Source organism: Nitrospira moscoviensis (genome assembly GCF_001273775.1).
Taxonomy (GTDB): domain Bacteria; phylum Nitrospirota; class Nitrospiria; order Nitrospirales; family Nitrospiraceae; genus Nitrospira_D; species Nitrospira_D moscoviensis.
Window position 1 is genome coordinate 3425057 of sequence record NZ_CP011801.1, and the last position, 21261, is coordinate 3446317.

Consider the following 21261-nt stretch of genomic DNA (forward strand, 5'->3'; position numbering starts at 1 on the left):
AGACACTCGACTTGGCCTGTTTGTTGGAGGCCCCGAAGGATCCTCCGCACCATGTCGCGACTGACGCAGGGCCGGCGACGACGCGAAGGATACCGCTTTTTCGAGCAGGAATCACCAGCCCGGCTCGTAGCAGTCTGGTACGAGGCAAACCTGAATGGAGATATCAGGAAGGAAGGGCGAGATGGGCGGGAACCATGAGTCTACTCCGCCGCCTCTTCCCCCTCATCCCGCGCCGACGGGATGCCGTAGCGTTTGCACTTTTCCCAGAGGGCTTTGCGGGAAAGGCCGAGAATTTTCGAGGCGGTGGTGCGGTTGCCCTCTACCCGCTCCAAGACCGACACGATGTAGTCCTTCTCGAACCCTTCGCGGGCGGTGGAGAGGGAGGTGAGCGGGGCGTCTTTCTTTTTGCTGCCGGCCGTCAGCCCTTCGCTGCAGAAGCCGCAGGAGTCTTGCGGCGGTCCGCCGAGATAGGGGCAGGTCTGAAAGCCGCACAGATCCTGCGGCTGGACGGCTTCCCGTTCGCGGCCTAGCGCCACCGCCCGCTCGATCATGTTTTCCAGCTCGCGGACGTTGCCCGGATAAGAATAGCGGAGGAGCAGCTCGCGGGCCGGTTGCGAAAAGCCTTTCAAGTGCTTGTGCAGCTTGCCGGCGCAGCTTTGGAGCACGTGCTCGGCGATGACCATGATGTCTTCCTGCCGCTCGCGCAGCGGCGGGATGACGATCTGCACGACGTTCAGGCGATAAAACAGATCTTCTCGGAAGCGGCCCGCCGCCACTTCTTTCCGCAGATCCTTTTGCGTGGCGCAGACCAGCCGCACATCGACTTCGATGGTCTGGTTGCTCCCGACCCGTTCGAACTTCCGCTCTTGTAAGACGCGCAACAGTTTCACCTGGACGATCGGCGAGATCTCCCCGATTTCGTCCAAAAAGAGCGTGCCGCGGTTGGCCATTTCGAATCGGCCGCGGCGCTGGCGCAATGCGCCGGTGAAGGCGCCTTTTTCGTGGCCGAAGAGCTCGGCCTCCAGTAAGGTTTCCGGCAGGGCCGCGCAACTGACTTTGATGAGCGGATAGTCGCGCCTGGGGCTGTTCTGGTGCACGGCATTCGCCGCCAGCTCTTTCCCGGTCCCGCTCTCGCCGAGGATCAGGACGGTGGAATCCGTCGCCGCGACCAATTTGATCTTGTCGAGCACGGCGCGCATGCGCGTGTTGGCGCCCAGGATGCCGCCGAAGCTGAATTTGTCTTCCAGCGCCTCCTTCAGGTCTTGATTCTCCTTCCGGAGCGTGACGACCGTGCCGGCGCGCTCGACGATCAGGAGCAATTCGTCCATTTGAAACGGCTTGGTGATGTAGTCGAAGGCGCCGAGCTTCATGGCGCCCACGGCCGTTTCCACCGATCCATGCGCGGTGATGACGACCACTTCGGCCTGCGGATGGTGGTCTTTCGTGGCCTTCAGCACGGTCAACCCGTCGGCGCCGGGCAGCCGGAGGTCGGTGATGACCAGGTCGAAGGCCCGCTTGCCGACCAGCTCGACGCCTTCCGTCCCGGTCGCCGCCGCGTGGACGTCGTGTCCGACGGCCTCCAGCGCGTCCGCCATGGAGAGGCGCATCAACGGCTCGTCGTCCACGATCAGAATCTTGAGCGCCGTCATGACACCTTCTCCGCGGGCTGCCGTTCGCGCGACACGGGGAGGCACAGGGTAAAGACCGTCCCTTTCCCGACCTCACTGTCCACCAGGATCTTCCCGCCGTGCCGCTCGACGATGCCCAGGCTCACGGACAGCCCCAACCCCGTCCCTTCTCCTTCGCTCTTGGTCGTGAAAAACGGATCGAAGATTTTCGGCAACACGGACGGAGGAATGCCGTAGCCGGTGTCGCGGATCGTCACGAGGCAAATCCCTTCCTCCACCGAGGTCTGAATGGACAAGACCCCGCCGCCCTTCATCGCCTGCACGGCGTTCAGAATCAAATTCATCAGCACCTGTTCGATCATGTGCCGGTCGATCATCAGCGGCGGCAGCGACGTTCCCAAGCTCGTTTCCAGAACGATCCGATTGGGGGCGAGCAGGTGACGGGTGAGCACCAATACCCGCTCGATCACCTGGTTGATGTCGCTGTGCGAAAACTCCGGCTGGTGTTGCTGCGAGAAATCCAGCAACTGCCGGACGATCTTCTGCACGCGCCGCAGCCCGTCTTCCATCGAGGCCAGATACTCCTCCCGCCTCGCCGGCGACACCGTCCCCTTGCCGAGGTTGTAGAGGCAGTTGAGGATCCCCCCCAGGGGATTGTTGATCTCGTGGGCCACTCCGGCGGCCAGCTTCCCGACCGACGCGAGCTTCTCGGAATTGCGGATCTGCTGTTCCAGCTTCTTGGTCTCGGTCATGTCCCGCGCGATGCCGAGCACGCCCAGAATCTCACCATCGACGCCGTGGAGGGGCGACACGCTGACCATCGCCGTCCTCGCTTCGCCGGTGCGCGTCACCACTTCCACCTCGTACACCTGCTTGGCGCCGATATCGAGGGTGCTCTTGAGGCGCCGGCCTCGATGGCGTTTGGAGAGCAGCGACAGATAGGGCCGGCCGATAAGATCGTCCTTGCGGTAGCCCCAGGCTTCGATCTTGCCGTTCACATAGGTGAAGTTCTGCTCGACGTCCAGCGTGTAGATCACGTCGTTGGCGTTTTCCAGCAGATTTTCGAGATACTGCTTGGTCTGCTCGATCTCACGGGTCCGCTCGCGGACTTTGATCTCCAATTCCTCCCGATAGGATTGTAACTGCCGCTCCAGCCGCTTGCGATCGGTGATGTCCCGCAGCTGCACCATGATCAGCGCCAGGTCGTCGCCGCCGACGCGGATCAGGTCCATTTCCACCGGCAACTCGACGCCGGCCGCATTCCGCACCGCGACTTCCTGGGTCGGAACCTGCCGCTGGCCGCCCGCCAGTTCCTTGAGCAAGCCCCGCAGGTCGTCGGCGAAGCCGGGCAGGATGACGTCGAAAATACTGTGCCCGACCACGTCCGATTCGGAATACCCGAGCGCCTGTTCTTCGCGTTTATTGACCGCGACGATCGTGCCGGCGGGCTCCACCATGAAGACGGAGTCCGCGACGAGGTCGAACAGAGCCTTGTAGCGGGCCTGAGACGCCACCAATTGCTGCGTCCGTTCGGACACCGCCAGCTCCAGCTTGGTGGTGTATTGCTGCAGCTGCTGTTCCAATCGATGGCGTTCCGTCACGTCACGCACGAACGCCCGCGTATGCACCAGCCCGCCGCTTTCCTGATCGAAGAGGGCCGTGGCGTGGATCTCGACGTCGATGCGGCGTCCGTCCTTGGCCAAAAAGACGGTTTCGACGGTGTTGCGGCCCTTGGACATCAGCCGCTCCAAATAGCCCAGCACCTCCGCCGCCCGGTCGTTCGGCACCAGGTCCCAGAGGCGCATCGCCAGCATCTCGTCGCGGCTATAGCCCAGTTTCTCCAGCCCGGTTTGATTCACGTGGACGAACCGACCCGACCGGTCCAGTTGATAGATCATCTCGGGCGAGTTCTCGATCAAATCGCGGTATTTTTCCTCGAGCGCCCGCACTTCGCTCATCCGTTGCTCGATCTGGCCGAACGATTGCTTCAGATTGGCGGCCATCTGGTTGAACGCCAAGGCCAGGTGCTCGATTTCGTCCCCGGTCTTGATGGACAGCCGCTGATCCAGCCGCCCGCCGCCGATGTCCAGCACCCCGTCGTGCAGCGCCTTGATCGGCCGCACAATGCGGCGCGCGACGAGCAGTCCCGTGCCGGTGAGCACCGCCATCACGCCGAGGCCGTAGAACGCCACCTTGCCCACCAGCCGGCTCAAGGCGGCATAGGTCTCTTCGGGATCCTGCCGGACCACCGTAATCCAATGCTTGCCGCCCATGCTGCCGGGAGCCAGAGGTTCGCTGAAGCGGACCGGCGCAAAGCCGATCAAGGCGCCGCGGCTGCCGTGGGTATCGTCCCCCACACTGGCCCACCCCGACTTGTCGCGGGTGATGGTGCTCACGAAGTCCGGCGTCACCACATGTTCTTCAGTCGAGAGAATCGGACAGATCAACGGGGTGCCGTCGCTGCTGAACAGCATGGCATGTCCGGAGGAGCCGATTTCCACCTCGGAGATGGAGTGGAAGAGCGTGTCCCGCCTCAACAGAATCGTGACGGTGCCGATCACCGCGCGCTGCGTGTCGTCGAGAATCGGCGCCGCGACGATGAGGACGTGGGTGCCGAAAGCCGGATCGAAGGCCACGTCGCTCACATAGACCCGCGGCTGTGCGGCCTTGACCACCGCCGCCCACCAGGGCGTCTTGCCGTAGTAGTACTCGACTTGAGGGATCGAACTGACGACCAGCGCGCCCCGTGCGTCGGTGACCAGGATGCCGACGTAGTCCGACTTCCGGATGTCGTGCCACCGAATGAGATAGTTCGTCACGATCCGGTTGATGAACAGCGGAAATTCGCTGCGGCGATCGCGCTCGCGCCAGCGCCGCTGCCAATCTTTGATGATCTCGTCGATGGAGCGCTCGTCCTTGCCTTCGTACGTGCGGTTGGACTCGGTGACGGCGGTCCGCAAGAACGGCGTCGTGGCGAGCTGTTGCGCCTCGTTGATGCCGCGCGTGACGTGCATCTCGATGCGGCGGGAGGCTTCGACGGCGACTTCCCTGAAATTCGCGCCCGTGGTCTCGCGCAGCGCGCGGCGTTCTTCCAGGTAGGTGATCAGCAGCAACAGGCCGAGCGGAACAAGACCGACCATCACGATGGCCGTGATGATCTTACGCTGGAGACTCTGAGACCGACTCCAGAATCGCATGGAGATGTCCCGAGCAGGATTCGGCGTGCCCGGCTCGACCCCTATTTCACCATCCGGTCATGCCCGCTTCAACAGCCGGCCGGGCGAGCCGGGCCACATCAACAACAGCGGGCTCGCCACGAACACCGAGGAATAGGTCCCGAAAATCACGCCCCACAACAGCGCCAGGGAAAAGTCGTGCAAGACTTCGCCGCCGGCGAGCGTCAAGGGAACGAGCACCAGCACGACGGTCAAGCTGGTGACGATGGTGCGGCTGAGCACCTGATTGACGGCGTTGTTGATCGTCGCTTCCTCGGTGTCGCGCCGCCGCAGGCGGAGATTCTCGCGGATCCGGTCGAACACGACCACCGTGTCGGTGAGCGAGTAGCCCGCCAGCGTCAAGAGCGCGGTCACGACCAGCAGGGTGATCTCCTTGTCCAGCACATAGAAGGCACCGAGAACCGCCAGGACGTCATGGAACGTCGCCAGCGCCGCCGCGACGCCGAACCGCAGCTCGAAGCGGGCGGCGATATAGAGGATGATGCCGGCGAAGGAAATGACGATCGCGATGAGCGCGTCTTCCTGGAGCTTCTTCCCAATGGTCGGCCCGATCTCCGTGGTCGAGTCCACGACGAAGCGGTTGTTGGGAAATTCTTTCGCGAAGACCGCCATGACCCGCTCGGCGGTCTTTTCTTCGATCGTCGTCGAGGCCTTCACGCGGATGAGAAGCTTGTTGTCCTGTCCGAATTCCTGGAGCTCGGCATTGCTCAACCCGTTCGCCTCCAGCGCCTTGCGTGCCTCGTCAATCCGGACCGGTTGCTCGAACTTGAGTTGCACCGCCGTCCCGCCGGCGAAATCGATGCCCAGATTCGCCGCCCCGCGCGCGATCTGCACGAGCGCGAGGAGCCCCAGCACGACCATGACGCCGGAAAAGGCGAATGAAATCTTGCGCTTGCCCATGAAGTCGATGTTGGTTTTTCCCAGGATCTCAAGCATGCAGGCTCCCCTTGAACAGGTTGAGGCTAAGGATGAGGTTGAGGCCTACTCGACCTCGACCTGAACCGTAGCTTTCTTTAAATGCTCAACGTCTCCACTTTCGGCCGCTGGTTCAGCAGATCGAAAATCACTTTCGTGCCGACCAGCGCGGTAAATAGATTGATCGCGATGCCGAGACAGAGCGTGACGGCGAAACCCTTGATGGGACCGGTCCCGAACAGGAACAGCGCCACACCGGTGATCAGGGTCGTCACGTGGGAGTCGACGATCGTGAGCAGCGCCTTGTTGTAGCCCCCATCCACCGCCAACCGCACCGCCTTGCCCTGCCGCAACTCTTCCCGGATGCGCTCGAAGATCAGCACGTTCGAATCCACGCCCATGCCGATCGTGAGGACAATGCCCGCGATGCCTGGCAACGTCAGCGTCGCGTTCAAGGCGGATAGCGCGCCGAGCAGGCAGACGAGATTGAGCAGCAACGCGAAGTCCGCGATCGCGCCGGACAGGCGGTAATAGACGACCATGAAGATCACGACCATCGCGCCGGCGATCAGCGTGGCCTGCACGCCCTTGTCGATCGAGTCCTGTCCCAAGGACGGGCCGACGGTCAGGTCTTGAATGATCTTGAGCGGCGCCGGCAGGGCCCCCGCCCGCAGAACGATGGCGAGGTCGTTCGCCTCTTGCGTCGTGAAGGTGCCGGTGATCTGCGCCCGCCCCCCCGAGATCCGCTCCTGAATGACGGGCGCCGAATAGATCGTGTTGTCGAGGACGACCGCCATCCGCTTTTTGACGTTCTCGCCGGTGATCCGCTCGAACTCACGGCCGCCTTTCCCGTCGAACGTGATCGACACATACGGATCATTGAACTGGCCGATCGAGACACGGGCGTCGCTCAGCACGTCGCCGGTGAGCATCACGCGCTTCTTCACGAGGAACGGGATGCGAAATTCCCGCCCGGTGTCCTTGTCGACCACCCGCTCAAACAGGATCTGACTGCCTTCCGGCACTTTGCTCTCGAACTGCTTGAGCACCTCGGCTTCTTGTTCCTTCGGCACGCGCGCCGGGAAGTCCATCTTCATGTGGTTGTCTTCATCCAGCATCTTGAACTCGAGCAGGGCCGTTTCCTTGATCAAGTCCTTGGCCCGCTTCGGCTCTTTCACGCCGGGCAGCTGCACCACGATCTGCTTGAGCCCCTGCCGCTGCACCAGCGGCTCCGCCACGCCGAATTGGTCGATGCGGTTGCGAATGGTCTCCAGCGCCTGGTTGATGGCGGAATCCTTGATGCGCTTGATCTCGGTATCCCGCAGCTCCCACACCAGGCTGTTGGCGGAGCCGGCCGCCTCCACGTCAAAAAACGTGGGGTAGTCGTCGAGCAGCTTCTGAATCGGTGGCTTCAGATCCGCGTTGGCGAATTGGATGGTGATCTGATGCGATCCGGTTCGCTTGACGGACTCGACGGGGATTTTTTTATCCACCAGCAGGTCCTGTAGACTGGTCACGGCCCGATCCACGGCGATTTCCACCGCGCGGTCTTCATCGACCTCCATCACCATGTGAATGCCGCCCTGCAGGTCCAACCCGAGCGTGATGCCCTTGTCCGGAAGCACCTTGCGCGCCCAGTCCGGCAGCGCCTGATAGAGCGGCTTGTACGACGGGAGAAAAAACACCACCGAAAGCACCACGACGAACGCCAGCAGCGCGAACCGACCACCCACTTTTTTCATCCTGCATCCACCCCTTCTCTAGACGGCTTAGTCCTTCTCATCTTCATCGCTGCGGAGTTTGGCGATGTGATCTTTTTGAATCTTGATTTTGGTGTTGTCGGCGATCTGGAGTGTCACGGTTGTTTTGCCGAGATTCGTCACGGTCCCCCAGATGCCCGACGCGGTGACGACCTTGTCGCCCTTTTTCAGCTGGTCCAGCATCGCCTTCTGCTGTTTCTGCCGCTTCTGCTGCGGGAGAATCAGCAAAAAGTAAAAGATGACGAAAATCAGGACGAACGGGATCAGAGACAGCAAGCCGCTGCTCCCAGATCCGCCCCCACCCGTCCCCTGCGCCCACGCTATCGATGCCATCAGTGCCGTCATGCGCCGACTCCTCTACTCAGTGCCCGCTCGCTGATCATGCTCGTCCGCCTCTTCTCCCGCCATCCGCATCCGGTGGAATTCGTCGCGGAATTCAGCGAAAGTCCCCTGCTCGATGGCCCCCCGGACCCGCTGCATGAGGTCGGCGAAAAACCAGAGGTTATGCATGGTATTCAGCCGCGATCCCAGCATCTCCTTCACGTTGTACAGATGGTGCAGATAGGCCCGCGAAAAGCGCTTGCATACGGGGCAGGCGCACGCCGCGTCGATGGGCCGCTCGTCCCGGCGGTACTGCGCCTGCTTGATGACGATCCGGCCGGCGGCCGTGAAGAGGGAGCCGGTCCGGCCATGGCGCGACGGCACCACACAGTCGAACAGATCGATCCCCCGCGCCACCCCCTCGATGAGATCCTCCGGCAGCCCGACACCCATGAGATAGCGGGGTTTGTCGTCCGGCAATTCCGGTACGGTCACCTCCAACATGCGAGCCATGTCGGTCTTGCTTTCACCAACCGAGAGCCCGCCGACCGCGTACCCTTCAAATCCCATGGCGACCAATTGGCGCGCCGACATCACGCGGAGATCCGGCTCCAGCCCGCCCTGCACGATGCCGAACAGCGCTTGATCCGTCCGTCTCCGGCTCGCCTGGCACCGGTCGGCCCACAGCGTCGTCCTCCGTACGCCCTCGTGAACCGCCGCACGGTCCGCCGGCAACGCGACGCACTCGTCGAACGCCATGATGATGTCCGCCCCCAGCGCCTCTTGGATTTCAATCGCGGTCTCCGGCGAAATGAAATGAGAAGATCCGTCGATGTGCGACTGGAAAGTGACGCCTTCGTCGCTCACGGTGCGCAGCTTCGCCAGGCTGAAAATTTGAAAGCCTCCGCTGTCGGTCAGAATGGCGCCGGGCCAGCCGGTGAAGGTGTGCAGCCCGCCGAATTCGGCGACGACCTTGTGGCCGGGACGCAGGGACAGGTGATAGGCGTTGTTCAACATGAGCCGGAACCCGAGCGCGTGCAGGTCGTCCGGTTCCAGGCCCTTCACCGGTCCCAGCGACCCGACGGGCATAAAGGCGGGCGTCTCGATGACGGCGCGGACGGTGCTCAACCGGCCCAGCCGAGCCTTGGTCTGCCGATCGCGCTGCCGAAGCTGATACTGCATCTGATTCCCGCTGCTCTCCTCGGTACCACCCACGCGGCTACATTTTCTCCGGCGCGGAGATGCCCAGGACGGCCAATCCGTTTCGCAAGACCTGTTGCACACTTCGCATCAGAACCAGCCGGGCGGCGGTCTGCTTCGGCGACAACTCTTCGGTAGAAGCCTCGTCGCTCTCCTGATCCACCGCCGGCGGCATGATGCGGTGCTTGTTGTAGAACGTGTGCAGCAGCGCGGCCAATTGCTGCAGATAGTACGTCAGGCGATGGGGTTCGAAGGCCAGCGCGGCGGCTTGAAGCACCTCCGGATAGGAGGACAGTTTCCGGATCAACCCCAGTTCGTCCGGATCCGTCAGCACGGACAGATCGGTGTCCGCGGCAGGCGGACAGGCGATGCCCCGGGCGGCGGCCACCCGCCAGAGGCTGGCGATTCGGGCATGGGCATATTGCACGTAGTACACGGGATTGTCGGCCGACTGTTGCTTGGCCAGATCGAGATCGAATTCGAGATGCGTCGTGGAATCCCGCATGAGGAAATAAAACTTGGCCGCATCCGCGCCGACCTCGTCGATCACTTCCCGCATGGTGATGAATTCGCCGGTTCGCTTGGACATTTTGACTTCGACGCCGCCGCGCAGCAGCTTGACCAATTGCACCAAGACGACGCGCAGCTTGTCTTTCGGATGCCCGTAGGCCTGCATGACCGCCTGCATACGCGGGATGTACCCGTGATGGTCCGCCCCCCACACGTCGATCAGCAGATCGTATCCGCGCTGCAGCTTGTCCCGGTGATACGCAATGTCGGAGGCCAGATAGGTGCACTCGCCGTCCTGTTTGCGGACGACGCGGTCTTTTTCATCACCGAATTGGGAGGACCGGAACCACAGGGCGCCGTCCTCTTCGAACAAGAATTGGCGCCGTTTCAGATCGTCAAACGATTGCTCGATGGCGCCCGCTTCAATCAGCGAGGCCTCGCTGAACCAGGAGTCGAATTCCATCCCGAACGAGGCCAGATCGTGTTTGATCACGCTCAGTAGCTCCCGGTAGGCCAACTCACGGCAGCGCGCCTCCGCGTCGGCCATCGGCAGGGCGGCCAGGCGATCCCCTTCCGCGGCGCGAATGCGTTCCGCCACGTCGGTGATATACCCGCCGTGATAGCCGTCCTCCGGAAACGGCACGGGCCGGCCGAGCAGTTCCCGATAGCGGGCGTAGACGGACGCCCCCAGCAGCTTCATCTGTCGCCCGGCGTCGTTGATGTAGTATTCGCTGACGGCGTCGTATCCGATGGCTTTGAGCATGTTGGCCAACGCTTGGCCGACCGCCGCGCCGCGCCCGTGCCCCACGTGCAGCGGACCGGTCGGATTGGCGCTCACATATTCCACCAGCACCCGCTTCCCCAAACCGATATCCGCGCCTCCATATGCCGCCCCTTGCCGTTCGATGTCCCGGAGGACTTCCATCCACAAAGCGGGTTTGACCGTCATGTTCAGAAAACCGGGCCGCGCGATCTCGACCCGTTCGAACAACTCCTCGCGGGCCGGCAGATTGTCGATAATGATTTGCGCAATATCGTAGGGGGCGCGTTGTTCAGAGGCCGCCAACGCCATCGCGACAGTGGTGGCCAGATCTCCCCATTCCGGCCGCTTGGGGGCGTCTAGGGTCACGGTGGGCCACGATTCCATGCGGAGCTGCCCCCTGTCTTTGGCGGCGGACAGAGCGTCGCGAAGGGCGCTCGCTACTTTCTCTTGCACGATACCTTGGGCCACCGGGAACACCTAAGTCCTTAGAGTAACTGGGGAAAAGCAACTTGGCACTGTAACATACGGTCCGGTGAGTAACAAGGTGAGGAGCTAAGATTTTGTTACCGAACGGTAGCGGCCGAGTAGCGCGGAACAAGTGACCCCGATGGTGTTTGCAGAGACCGAGAGGCATGGCTTCGCAGAACATCTGCACACCTGCTCCCATGTCCGACAAGAGCACGGCGCTCCGGTAATCGCAGACACATGCGCCCCTAAGGGCGCCCATTGCGCCGGATCAGTGGGGCCGAAGATCGCCACCGTGGGAATCCCCAGAGCAGCCGCCAGATGGGTCAAGCCTGAGTCATGGCCCACAAAGAGGCGGGCCCCGGCCAGTACCCCCGCGATGGTCGAAAGGCTCTGTCCTTGTATCACCGGAAGGCGAGCCGAGAGGCGAGCTACCAGTCGAAGTACTGTGGCCTGATCGGCCGGACCGCCGACGATCACCGGCAGGCATCCCTGTTCCGAGAGTCTTTCGATGACGAGAGCCATCGTATCCGACGCCACACACTTATGGCTGCTCCCGCTTCCGGGATGGCAGACGATGTAGCGCTGACCTCTTTCGAGCCCCCTCTGCTGGAGATACGTGAACGCCGCCTCTTGGATCGCCCTGGGAAGGATCAACTGAAACGGCGACTTGGGATCGGCTCCGTTTTCGCCTAAGACTTCCAGGAACCGTCGGCTCTGGTGCACTCCCGAGTGGGGAGTCGCCGCTCCGATCGAAATCCGCTCGACACCGCACTCCCGCAACGTGGCCTGCAAGGCCCCCTCTGCATCTCTCAACCACGCCACGACATGCACACAGTTGCCCAGCAGTTCGCGCAGAGGCGCAGTCACCTGATCGGGACCGGCCAACAGAGAAGCGAGATCGTCTGAATCGATGTTCCGACACCCGTCGACCACGCCGCAAGCGTGGAGCAAGCCGCCGATATCCGCTCGAGCCAGCAGCACGAGCTGATGGTCGCTGTAACGGGTACGCAGAGAGCTGATGGCCGGAAGCGACAGCAGCAGGTCGCCGAGGGCGCCCGGATGGATGATCAACACCGCGCGAGAATGGTCGGACTTCACGGCACCAGCGGAAGACGTGCGGCCTCGGCCCGGGCGGCTTCCAGGTCGGCGGGAGTGTTCACGTTTCGGAAGGACTGAGACTCCGGATCGAGATGCGCCCATTCGGATGCATCCACGATCGTCGTCCTCAGGGAGGGCTCCAAAACCATGTCTTGTATCTTGAGACGGCCGGCCCGCGCCATACGTTCGAGGCATGGCAGCGCGTTTTTGCCGTAGAGGGCATGCATGGGTTGAAGGCGGCCGGCCACTCGGCCCATCACGACATCGGCCTGAGGATCGCGGGTGAGAAACCATCGAATCAGCTCAGGCTTGAGAAACGGCATATCGCACGCCACGACGAAGACGCGCCCATGGGAGGCCATTCGTAAGCCGGTATAGAGACCGCCCAAACTGCCGCACTGTGCAATGAGATCCTGGTAGACCGGACAACCCCGGCCCTCCAAGGGAAGGCTGTCCTGCGCGGTGATAATCAAGACTTCTGAAAACTGCTCCCTCATGGCGACCACACATCGATCCAATAATGCAGCCCCTCCGACCGTGAGGAACCGTTTATCTTCTCCCATCCGGCGGCTCTTGCCTCCGGCCAGGACCACTCCTGTGACATCCGAGCTGCGATGAATCGAGCGTACTGTCATCATCGTCACAAAACACGAAGGGGGTGGGTTTCCCCACCCCCTTCACCGTTGTTACGTTCCTGGCAACGAAAAAGGGTTACAGGGTCTTCCCTTTTCTCTTGTTGGCGCGGCGGGTCAACACCCACGCTTCCAGGATGACGATACCGCCCGCGATCACGAACGGATAGATGTACGTCTCACGCGGGATCGGCGGCTCCAGGAACGTGTAGTAGAAGGCCGACACGGCCATCTTGCGTCCCGCATCACCGTTGTGTCCGTCCCAGGCGAAGAACACCGTCGGGATATATTGTCCCATCTCGAAGAAGGTGTCCTCGTCATAATCGTGATCCTTCTTGTTGCCAAGGGGGCGTTGAATCATGACGTACCAGCGACCGTTCTTCCACTCGGCCTTGAGGACTTTGAGGAATTCCTCGTAGTTGTCACGCTCTTCGAAGTCCTTGTCCCACCCGGTTCCCTTGAAGGCCCGGATCGAACCGTCCGCTTCCCACTTCACGATATCGACCGGGAACTGTTCATTGGTGCCGAACAGATACCGCGGCTTGATCGGAGCGGGCAGTTCCTTCCACTTCACCGGCGTCTCGATGGCGATCGCGTCATTGTAGACGGCGTAGTTGTTCTGCTTCGCCGCAATCGAGCCTTCCTCGCCGGTCTTCGGATCCTGTTCCTTGATGTCGATGTTCACCTCGGTCGGAGCCCAGGGCAGCTTCCCTTCGGCCACGCTCTTGGTCCGGTCGTCCCACTCCAAGAGATACACCACGGAGGTCTCATTGTAGAGCGCCCGCACCCAGATATCGTCGATGCGGTTCACGAAGTTCCGCGGCTTGTGCGTGATCTGTCCGCCCATCGCCACATACCGACGCGGCGCCTTCTGCCACATCTCATTTTCCATATCGGCGGAAATTTCTCCCTCCACCGCCCTGGCCGGAACGACGAAGTTGATCTTTGGCTTGTCGGTCAGCGGATCGATCGGAAGCGGATTGCCGTCCGCGTCACGCTCGCACAGCGAGTTCACAAAGTTCGCGATGTCCCACCGCTCGTCCACCGTCGTGCTATCCGCAAACGACGGCATGGGTGTTCCATTCACGCCGGTCGAGAAGGTCCGGAAGATGTTCTTCACGTTGTACGGATCCTGCCGGCTGCCGCGGAAGTTCCAGCACTTGTGCCAGTCGGCCGGTTGGATCGAAAAGCCCCAGTCGTCCTTCAAATTGAAGGCGTTGCCGTCTCCGCGACCCTCCACACCGTGACATTCGATGCATTTCTTTTCAACGATCAGTTCGGACCCGCGCTTTTTGCTCTCTTCCGTGGCCGGCTTCGGCTTGAGATCGGCCATTTGCAACACTGTCTGGGTTTCGGACTGCTTGTCCGTGAATTTTCGATCCTTGACCAACTGGGTCGTCACGAACGCCAGGACCTGGAGCCGCTGCTCTTCCGTCAAAATACCTTCCCACGACGGCATGGCCGATCCGGGCAATCCGTGGGTGACCGTTTCAAAGAGGTCGTTCTGACCGGGAATCGGCTTTCTGGCGTCGAACAGCGGAAGCTCACCGCTGGCCGTATGGCGAATCTTGAACGTCCCCTGATTGAAGTTGCGGGGACGCGGCCAGAGCCGGTCGGCGCCGGGGCCGTCGCCCGCTCCATCCACACCATGGCACCACACACATTTGGTGAAGTAGACGCGCTTGCCGGCCTCAATCATATCCGCCGGGGGTTCGGGGGCCAATTCTCCCTGTTTGAACCCTTCCGGCAACGCATCAGCATAGGCCACCACTCCGGCGCTGCCCGAAATCAGGACGATTCCGAAGGCCGAAGCAAGGAGCCACCCTGCTTTACTACCCATCGACTGATTCATCATGTTTGTCCTCATCTCGTAAGTCAGATTAAGCCGTCTGCCTGGTAGACGATTTAGTCCCAGGTCCTGGGGTAATAGCCCGTGTGCCAATATTCGAACAGAATGACCTTCCAGATTTCATCGACGGTCAAGTGCTGTTCCCACGGCGGCATCACGGAAGCCCAGGGGAACCCTTCGTTGGGCAGCCCAATTCCGCCCTTAGCCACGCGCCAGAAGATGAATGTTTCCTGGAGCTGCGCGATCGTCCCCGGGTCGGTGAAGTTGGCCGGGATGGGATTGAACGCGAACGCATGGAGTCCGCGTCCATTCAAATTGTCTCCATGGCAGAAGTGACAGTTCTGAAAGAAAATCTCACCGCCTTCGCGCACATACTTGAGGTACCCTTGGGCATTCGGGTCCCAGGGATTGGCATTCGGCTTCATGAGACGCCCCATGCCCTGCTCCACGATATTGGCGTTCGTGTATTCCTGATCGTACTTACCCTCAGGATTGACGCGATATGGGTTCTGCGAGGTCTGCAGGACGTAGGTCTTGCCATGGACCTTGGTGCTGGCCGGCGGAGCGGGGTGGACCGTCCGCAACTCGATCGGCTCTTCCGACTTGGGCTTCATCGCGTTGTAGGAAAACCCGCCGATGAGCACCGGCAACAGAATCAAGTACGCGTACCGCAATACCTTATTCATCCCGGTCTGCGCATCCAACACGTTCAAGATGGGCTGTTTGAACTTTTTCCAATCCTCTTCGTTTGCGGACACCCACATAAAAACAGCAACGAGCGACACGGTGCCGTACATGGCCCGTACGCTGAAGGGGATGGGAGGATACACTCGGAACTTGAGGTACAAAAGGATGAAGGCCCAGAAGGCGATCCCTTGGAAGAACCGCGGGATGCCCATTCCCATGGAGTTCAGGAGGTAGCTCAGTCCTGTGAAGCCAGCCACAAAGAGGGTCAGCTCAAAGAGCATCTGCATCGGCATGTACCCTTCGACCAAGCGCACGGTGTTCGACGGGACGACGTCGAAGATCATCCCGACCAATAGGAGCAGTCCCACCACTCCTATCAGCGCGCCGACGGACATCAATGCTTTCATGGGTGCACTCCCTTTAGTCTAAAAATGATTCACAGCTCGTTTAAGAAATCTTCGGTGGCTCCTTGCCCTCGTAGGTCTGAGAGAGATAGTCCACGATCTTCTTGAGCGCTCCGGCGCTCAGCTTTTGTCCGAAGACTTTGGGCATCGTGTTGTCCGGGAAGGGCTTCACCACGTAGGCGCTTGGAGCCACGATGGATTCCATGATGTATTCAGGAGTGGATTTCGCCGTCCCCTTGTATTCCTTGTCCTTGAGCCTGGTCGGGGCATTGGTCCCTTCCACCAACTTGGGGCCGATGGTGCCCGTGGCACCAGGGATTCCAGGAATCGTGTGGCAGGACACACACTGCGCCTTTGCGAAAATCTGATCAACCGGCTCAGACCCGTCCGCCAGCAGCGCGCTGGCCGGCCCGGCGGGCTTATCTTCCTGCTGCTTCGGGCGGTCAGCCTCGGGGATGAACTTCTCGTATGACTTGACGATTTCTTCGAATGACGGTGCCTCGCGTCCTTCGCGGACATACAGCCAGGTGTCCACGGCGGCCAACTCCGGCAAGCTCAAGGAGATCGGCGGCTTGTGAATCGCCGGCATCGGGCTTTCCTTGTCGTTGGTGCCCTTCACACCATAGCCAGCCACCACGTAGCAGCTCGGACAGGCATGCGATTCGGCGATATACTCCTGGCCGTTCTCAGCGGTTCCGGCACCAGGGAAGGCTTCCTTCTGCGCAAATTCACGGGCCTGGGGCTTCCCCTTACTATACTTCGGATCTTCGAGGCGTTCTTTGCCCGCGCGCTCGGGAAGACCCAATAGGTTGGGGGCGCGCTCACCGAGCATCCCTTGGTGAAACGCATGGCAAAGCGGGCACTGGCCCTTCCCGATGGCCCCCTGTTCCTTATTCTTTCCGATCCCTCCGAAAATAATCTTCTCACCCTCGTCCGCCAGCTGCTGCGGAGTCATGGAGCTGAAGTCCAACTTCTCTTCTTTCGGCGGGAACCCACCTTCCACCTGAGGCAACCAGTTTCCGTACCCGGACAATGCGGCGGCAACGAAAAACATGAATCCGCCGATCTTCAGCAGCGCGGCGAGGTTCGTGAAGTAAATGCCCATCATGAAGGCGAGCGCCGTCACCATGGCCAACGAGACCGGCAGCAACCGCGACTCTCCGTAGAAGTTCACCTTGTAGTTCGCAATGGCCATGAACAACATCAGCGCGGCGATCATTCCGATAAACGTTTTGAAGGTTGCGCGCTTCTTGGCAGCCGGGTCACTGATGGAGACCTGAAAATAAATCATCAGGCCCACCAGCAATGCCAATGCCGGCCACCCTAAGTCGATAGCTTGACTGATCAGATCAACCACGGTTTTAACCTCCTGCGGTTAGAGGGAACGGACGGCGTGCGACTCACGCCGCCCGTTCCCTCACCATTTCTCTGTAAATTAGTGGCTGCCGGCTGGTTGTGGCGCAGCTCCCGGCGCACCCGCTTTCGCTTCGACCGGCACTTTCTTCATACCCAGGCTGCCGAGCCAGAAGACGAACAGGATGCTGATCCAGAAGAACAGCACGTTGAACGAAATCATGTTCGCCGCAAAGCCGACGGTGTGCGTGTAGGCCCAGGGCGAGTTGTCCCGCATGATCTCGTTGACGTGCCAGAACAACCGGACGGATGAGCGGATGTAGCCCATCAGACCCATCATCCAGGTAAAGGCCGTGGCCAACATGATCAACGCATATTGCGATCGAGCGGAGATCTTGCCCCACTCGATAGGACCCATTTGCTTGGCGCCCTTCATCATCGCGCTGTTCAACGCGAACATGAAGAACAGACAGGAGAGCGTGGTTGCCACCTGAGGGACGGACAGTCCGACCCGCACGTTGGCCGGGATGTAGTAGCCGTAGATCGCGAGCCAGATGATGTTCACATAGGCGAAGAAGAAGAAACATCCCATGAAGATGTTCCCGAACTTCGACCAGGACACCGTGGAGACTTTATTGCCCCGCATGTACCAGACGAAGCTCAGCACCGTGGTGGTGATGATGACGTTGATGCCGCCGTTCTTGGCCGACATGACGCCGTAGTTGCCGAGTACCGGATGCTGCTGGCCGCCCATCGCCTTCAACTCCGCCGGAGTCATGACCATCGTATGGGGCGTGATGAAGACGAGGAACCCGCAACAGAGGAGAAACACGAGATACTTGATGTAGCGCTGATACTTTTCGGCGCCGCGCATGCGGCCCAACGCTTGCCACAGGTAATAGTTGGTGCTGAGGAACAGGATGCCGATCATGGTGGCCTGGATGATGAAGAGCCAAGCCAGCAGACCGCCCATCAGCGTGATGCCCATCTGCTGCCGGTAGGCATAGACCTCGCGCATCAGCCAGTATCCGGCGAAGGGCAAGGGGATCAAGAACGCCACGCCGATGGCCATCGCGATGTAGCCCATCCAGTCGTAGTGGGCGCGATCTTCGTCCGTCTTGGACGCGAGGAACTTGTACGCCGCGTACGCCGCGACGACGCCGCCGCCGAACGCCATATTGCCGAGGATCCGGTGTACGTTCAGCGGATTCCACAGCGCGGTGTGCAGGACGTGCCAGATGTTCCCGAGGAACCGGCCCTGCTCATCGACGCCGGCCGGGGACATCATGAACCCGATCCAGCTGTTCGCCAGGAACATGAGGACGGTTCCGATGACGTTCAAAATGACGGACATGCTCAAGTGAATCCACTTGAGGAAGCCCTCCTTCATCTTGTCCCACCCATAGTAGTAGATGTAGAGCGTGCCGCTCTCCGCCACAAACATCAACGCATAGATGTGCATGACGGGGCGGAAGATGCTGGAGAGATACCCGAAGAAGGCCGGATAGAGAGTCAGGAAGGTGAAGATGAGAATACCGCCGAGGATGGCCGTCAGCGAATAGGCCGTCAAGCTGATCTTGATGAAGTCGTAGGCCAACTGATCGTACCGTTTGGCGAGGGCCTTGTCCTTCGTCACCACCCCCATGAACTCGATGATCATGCAGAAGATCGGCACCGCCAGCACGAAGCTCCCATAGTAGAGATGCTGCTGGTTGGCGAACCAGAGGAGCACGCGGCTTTCGAAGTTGTAGCGCGGATAGTCTTTGGGACCGTCCGTCGTCTTGGGAGCCGGCGCACCGGAGACGATGCCTTCGGTCTTGTAATAGACGTCCCGACTCTTCTCGACCTTCGCCTCTTCCTTCTTCGCGCCAGCCTCTTCACCGGCGGCCGGTGACGGCATCGACATGACGAGAGGAAGCAGGAGGAGGCCGACCATCGCGCCGAGCGCCATGATCGACATCAGCTTCTTACGGGTTAGCAGACCCATAGCAAACCTCCTTGATCCATTCCGAAAAAAATGATCACCCAAAAAGTTGCATGCCAATGCGCGCTGCCCTTACTTCCTGAACAGGTACCAATAATCCAGGCCCTGCATGTCCATCAGGAAGTGGTCGACCATCGTAAAGTAGGCGACGCAGATCACCGCGGAGATGACGATGTACAAGATAGTCTGGCCCATTGCTTGTTGCCTCCTTCAAATCAAGCGTGCAGAACCGGTGAATTGATCAAGCTTGAGGGACACGAGATCAACAGGGGCACTGAATGCCGGCAAACCAATAAAAGAACCACAGACTCACGGCGCAGGTGATATAGAAAATCATCTTGCCGATCTTGATCTTCAACTCACTGTCCGCTGTTGCCGTTGCCATCGTGCCTCCCCTTTTCTAGTGCAAAAAATGGATTGAAATCAGTGAAATCCTTGACACGTTCAAAAACCCTGTGTTATTGAAAATTCCTCACCAAGGCGTGAAAACGTAGGAAAAACCATGACGAAAAACTCAAAATTGTTCGACATTATAGTTTTGGCAGGTATGGTTGTCAACATCATTTTGGCCGTGTTTCTGATCCTCTACTACTTTGATTTCCTGTAGGTTTCCCCTCTCCCTGGGCGATCTTCTCCGACTCGATTTTGGACCCTGACGCGCAGCGAAACCCGATCGTCTCGTCGCGGAAATCAGGGACCATCTTGCTGCGGCTGGTGATCCGCACGTCGCCGCCACTGGTGGTATACCCGCCTCCCCGCAGCACGCGGTAAACCCCGTGTTCCGGGCTGGGCGGATTCCGGTCGGGCGACTCGCGGTAATAGGACTCTGCGTACCAGTCTTCGACCCATTCCATCACGTTGCCCGCGCCATCCATGACTCCGTAGGGGCTGACATCGAGCTTAAACGTGCCCACCGGCGCGGTCGCGTCATACCCGTCGTTCATACGTGCCCAATTCGCTCCGTTTGGCTGCTCGGTGTTGCCCCATGGCCAGAGCCGGCCGTCGCTGCCGCGCATCGCCTTCTCCCATTCCGCTTCCGTGGGAAGGCGCTTCCCTTTCCAGCGGCAATACTCCTGCGCGTCATCCCATGACACGTAGACGACCGGTTGGTTGGGTCCGCGCATTTTGCCCACGTTCTTCGCATAGCGGGACGGCGGGCCGGCCTTGCGGTGCCCCGTCGCCGCGGCGAATTGCGCGTATTGATGATTGGTCACTTCGTAGCGATCTATTGCGAACGCGTCCAAAAAAATTTCACGCGGCGGGCGCTCGTCAAAACCCCCCTGATCGGTCCCGCGAATGAACGGACCGGCCGGGATCGCAACCATGTCTTCGCTCACGGGCGTGTCGCTTGCGGCGGAGTCCGACGAGATCGGCTCGATCGGCTCAGACGGCGGGTCCTCAAACGGCGTGCTGGTCGTCCCTCGCAAAATGCCCATGACGGGCAAGGCGGCAAAGGCGAGGACCGCGAGAAGGAAGGCGACCTTGAGCTTGGTTTCCAGCATGGCGAGAACTAGCCGGCGGACGCGCCTCCCGGCTCCGGATCAGCGGCGCACCGGATACCTATCGTAATGTCGGTTCTCCAGTATTTCGCGGCGAAGCGTTTCGAGAGCCGCGCGTTCTGCTGGGTTTCTCTCCACGAGCCGCCGCGCACCACCTTCAGCTGTCCGTCGTCCGGCCCCTTCGGATCCCGGAAAACGGCTTTCTTGTAGATGTTCTCGTCGTACGAATCTTCCACCCACTCGGCGACGTTGCCGGTCATGTCGTAAACTCCGTACGGGCTGCGGCCTGCTTCAAACGATCCTGGAGGAGCCAGGTATTTGTAACCGTCTTCCGCGCCGTCCACATTGGCGGCCCCGGTGACGAACTTATCGCCCCAGGGATAACGACGTTTGCCTTCGCCGCGCCCCGCCTTTTCCCATTCCGCTTCCGTCGGCAGACGCTTGCCGGCCCACTTGCAATAGGCCTTGGCATCTTCCCAGGACACGCTCATCGCGACCAACTCCGGCTTCAAGACTTTGGACTGATCGTCCTCGAAGACCTCGATCTTCGGCATCGGGCGCTTCGTCATCTTGGCAAACCGCGCATACTCGTCCTGGCTGACCTCCTTGAGGTCGATGAAATAGGCTTTCAAAAACACCTGATGTTCCGGCGCCTCGTCGGGATCGCCGTCATTGCTGCCCATCGTGAACGGCCCGGCCGGAATGTGGACCATTTCCCGGCCTTCATCGCCGACCTTCGTTTTATACATCGAATAGTCTTGCGGCACGACCTTGCTCGCGACCGGCTGCGCTTCGGATTTGATGCTCATCGCCAACTCGCGCATCTGCTTGGCTTTGTACGATTCGTACACCAATCCGACGATCATCAAAATGAACGACGCAAAGACGAACACGATGGATCCGATCAGGACGCTTCTGTTCTCCATAGGACTCCGTTTCGCTTCGCCCGTACCG

General features: G+C 60.5%; 17 protein-coding genes. All 17 read right to left on the bottom strand.

What is annotated here, in order from left to right; translation table 11 throughout:
* Positions 1-200: 200 nt before the first annotated feature.
* The 17 genes from NITMOv2_RS16685 to NITMOv2_RS16755 all read right to left on the bottom strand — a co-directional run bounded on the left by NITMOv2_RS16685 (position 201) and on the right by NITMOv2_RS16755 (position 21233).
* Positions 201-1649 carry a sigma-54-dependent transcriptional regulator gene (locus tag NITMOv2_RS16685; RefSeq protein WP_053380943.1) on the bottom strand — a complete coding sequence of 483 codons (1449 nt, stop codon included), beginning with the start codon at positions 1647-1649 and terminating at the stop codon, positions 201-203.
* A complete protein-coding gene (locus tag NITMOv2_RS16690; RefSeq protein WP_053380944.1) occupies positions 1646-4825 on the bottom strand; it encodes a PAS domain S-box protein in 3180 nt (1059 codons plus the stop codon). The genes NITMOv2_RS16685 and NITMOv2_RS16690 overlap by 4 nt, the downstream gene beginning before the upstream one ends.
* Positions 4826-4882: 57 nt before the next feature.
* Entirely contained in the window at positions 4883-5800 is a 918-nt protein-coding gene (gene secF / locus NITMOv2_RS16695; protein WP_053380945.1) for a protein translocase subunit SecF, read from the bottom strand.
* A 77-nt stretch (positions 5801-5877) separates the two neighbouring features.
* Positions 5878-7521, bottom strand: coding sequence for a protein translocase subunit SecD (gene secD, locus NITMOv2_RS16700; RefSeq protein ID WP_053380946.1), 1644 nt, complete (start codon positions 7519-7521; stop codon positions 5878-5880).
* A gap of 27 nt (positions 7522-7548) precedes the next feature.
* On the bottom strand, positions 7549-7884 hold the full coding sequence (yajC, locus tag NITMOv2_RS16705) for a preprotein translocase subunit YajC (RefSeq protein WP_083448139.1): 336 nt from the start codon (positions 7882-7884) through the stop codon (positions 7549-7551).
* 12 nt (positions 7885-7896) lie between these two features.
* Positions 7897-9042 (bottom strand): tRNA guanosine(34) transglycosylase Tgt, encoded by a 1146-nt coding sequence (gene tgt, locus NITMOv2_RS16710; protein ID WP_053380947.1) that lies wholly within the window; start codon positions 9040-9042, stop codon positions 7897-7899.
* A gap of 37 nt (positions 9043-9079) precedes the next feature.
* Entirely contained in the window at positions 9080-10801 is a 1722-nt protein-coding gene (gene argS / locus NITMOv2_RS16715; RefSeq protein WP_053382134.1) for an arginine--tRNA ligase, read from the bottom strand.
* Between the two features lie 84 nt (positions 10802-10885).
* Entirely contained in the window at positions 10886-11899 is a 1014-nt protein-coding gene (locus NITMOv2_RS16720) for a glycosyltransferase family 9 protein (protein WP_053380948.1), read from the bottom strand.
* Entirely contained in the window at positions 11896-12537 is a 642-nt protein-coding gene (gene mobA, locus NITMOv2_RS16725) for a molybdenum cofactor guanylyltransferase (protein WP_083448141.1), read from the bottom strand. Before mobA ends, NITMOv2_RS16720 begins: the two co-directional genes overlap by 4 nt.
* A gap of 73 nt (positions 12538-12610) precedes the next feature.
* On the bottom strand, positions 12611-14371 hold the full coding sequence (locus NITMOv2_RS16730) for a c-type cytochrome (RefSeq protein WP_238590377.1): 1761 nt from the start codon (positions 14369-14371) through the stop codon (positions 12611-12613).
* A 65-nt stretch (positions 14372-14436) separates the two neighbouring features.
* Positions 14437-15474: a c-type cytochrome gene (locus NITMOv2_RS16735; RefSeq protein ID WP_053380951.1), complete on the bottom strand. Its 1038-nt coding sequence runs from the start codon at positions 15472-15474 to the stop codon at positions 14437-14439.
* Positions 15475-15514: 40 nt separating this feature from the next.
* A complete protein-coding gene (locus NITMOv2_RS16740; RefSeq protein ID WP_053380952.1) occupies positions 15515-16828 on the bottom strand; it encodes a c-type cytochrome in 1314 nt (437 codons plus the stop codon).
* Between the two features lie 78 nt (positions 16829-16906).
* Positions 16907-18811 (bottom strand): cytochrome ubiquinol oxidase subunit I, encoded by a 1905-nt coding sequence (locus NITMOv2_RS16745; protein WP_053380953.1) that lies wholly within the window; start codon positions 18809-18811, stop codon positions 16907-16909.
* A 69-nt stretch (positions 18812-18880) separates the two neighbouring features.
* Entirely contained in the window at positions 18881-19003 is a 123-nt protein-coding gene (locus NITMOv2_RS24740) for a hypothetical protein (RefSeq protein WP_274519476.1), read from the bottom strand.
* A 67-nt stretch (positions 19004-19070) separates the two neighbouring features.
* On the bottom strand, positions 19071-19193 hold the full coding sequence (locus NITMOv2_RS24745) for a hypothetical protein (RefSeq protein WP_274519477.1): 123 nt from the start codon (positions 19191-19193) through the stop codon (positions 19071-19073).
* Positions 19194-19368: 175 nt separating this feature from the next.
* Positions 19369-20310: a formylglycine-generating enzyme family protein gene (locus tag NITMOv2_RS16750; RefSeq protein WP_053380954.1), complete on the bottom strand. Its 942-nt coding sequence runs from the start codon at positions 20308-20310 to the stop codon at positions 19369-19371.
* 8 nt (positions 20311-20318) lie between these two features.
* Positions 20319-21233 (bottom strand): formylglycine-generating enzyme family protein, encoded by a 915-nt coding sequence (locus NITMOv2_RS16755; protein ID WP_053380955.1) that lies wholly within the window; start codon positions 21231-21233, stop codon positions 20319-20321.
* Positions 21234-21261: the final 28 nt, after the last annotated feature.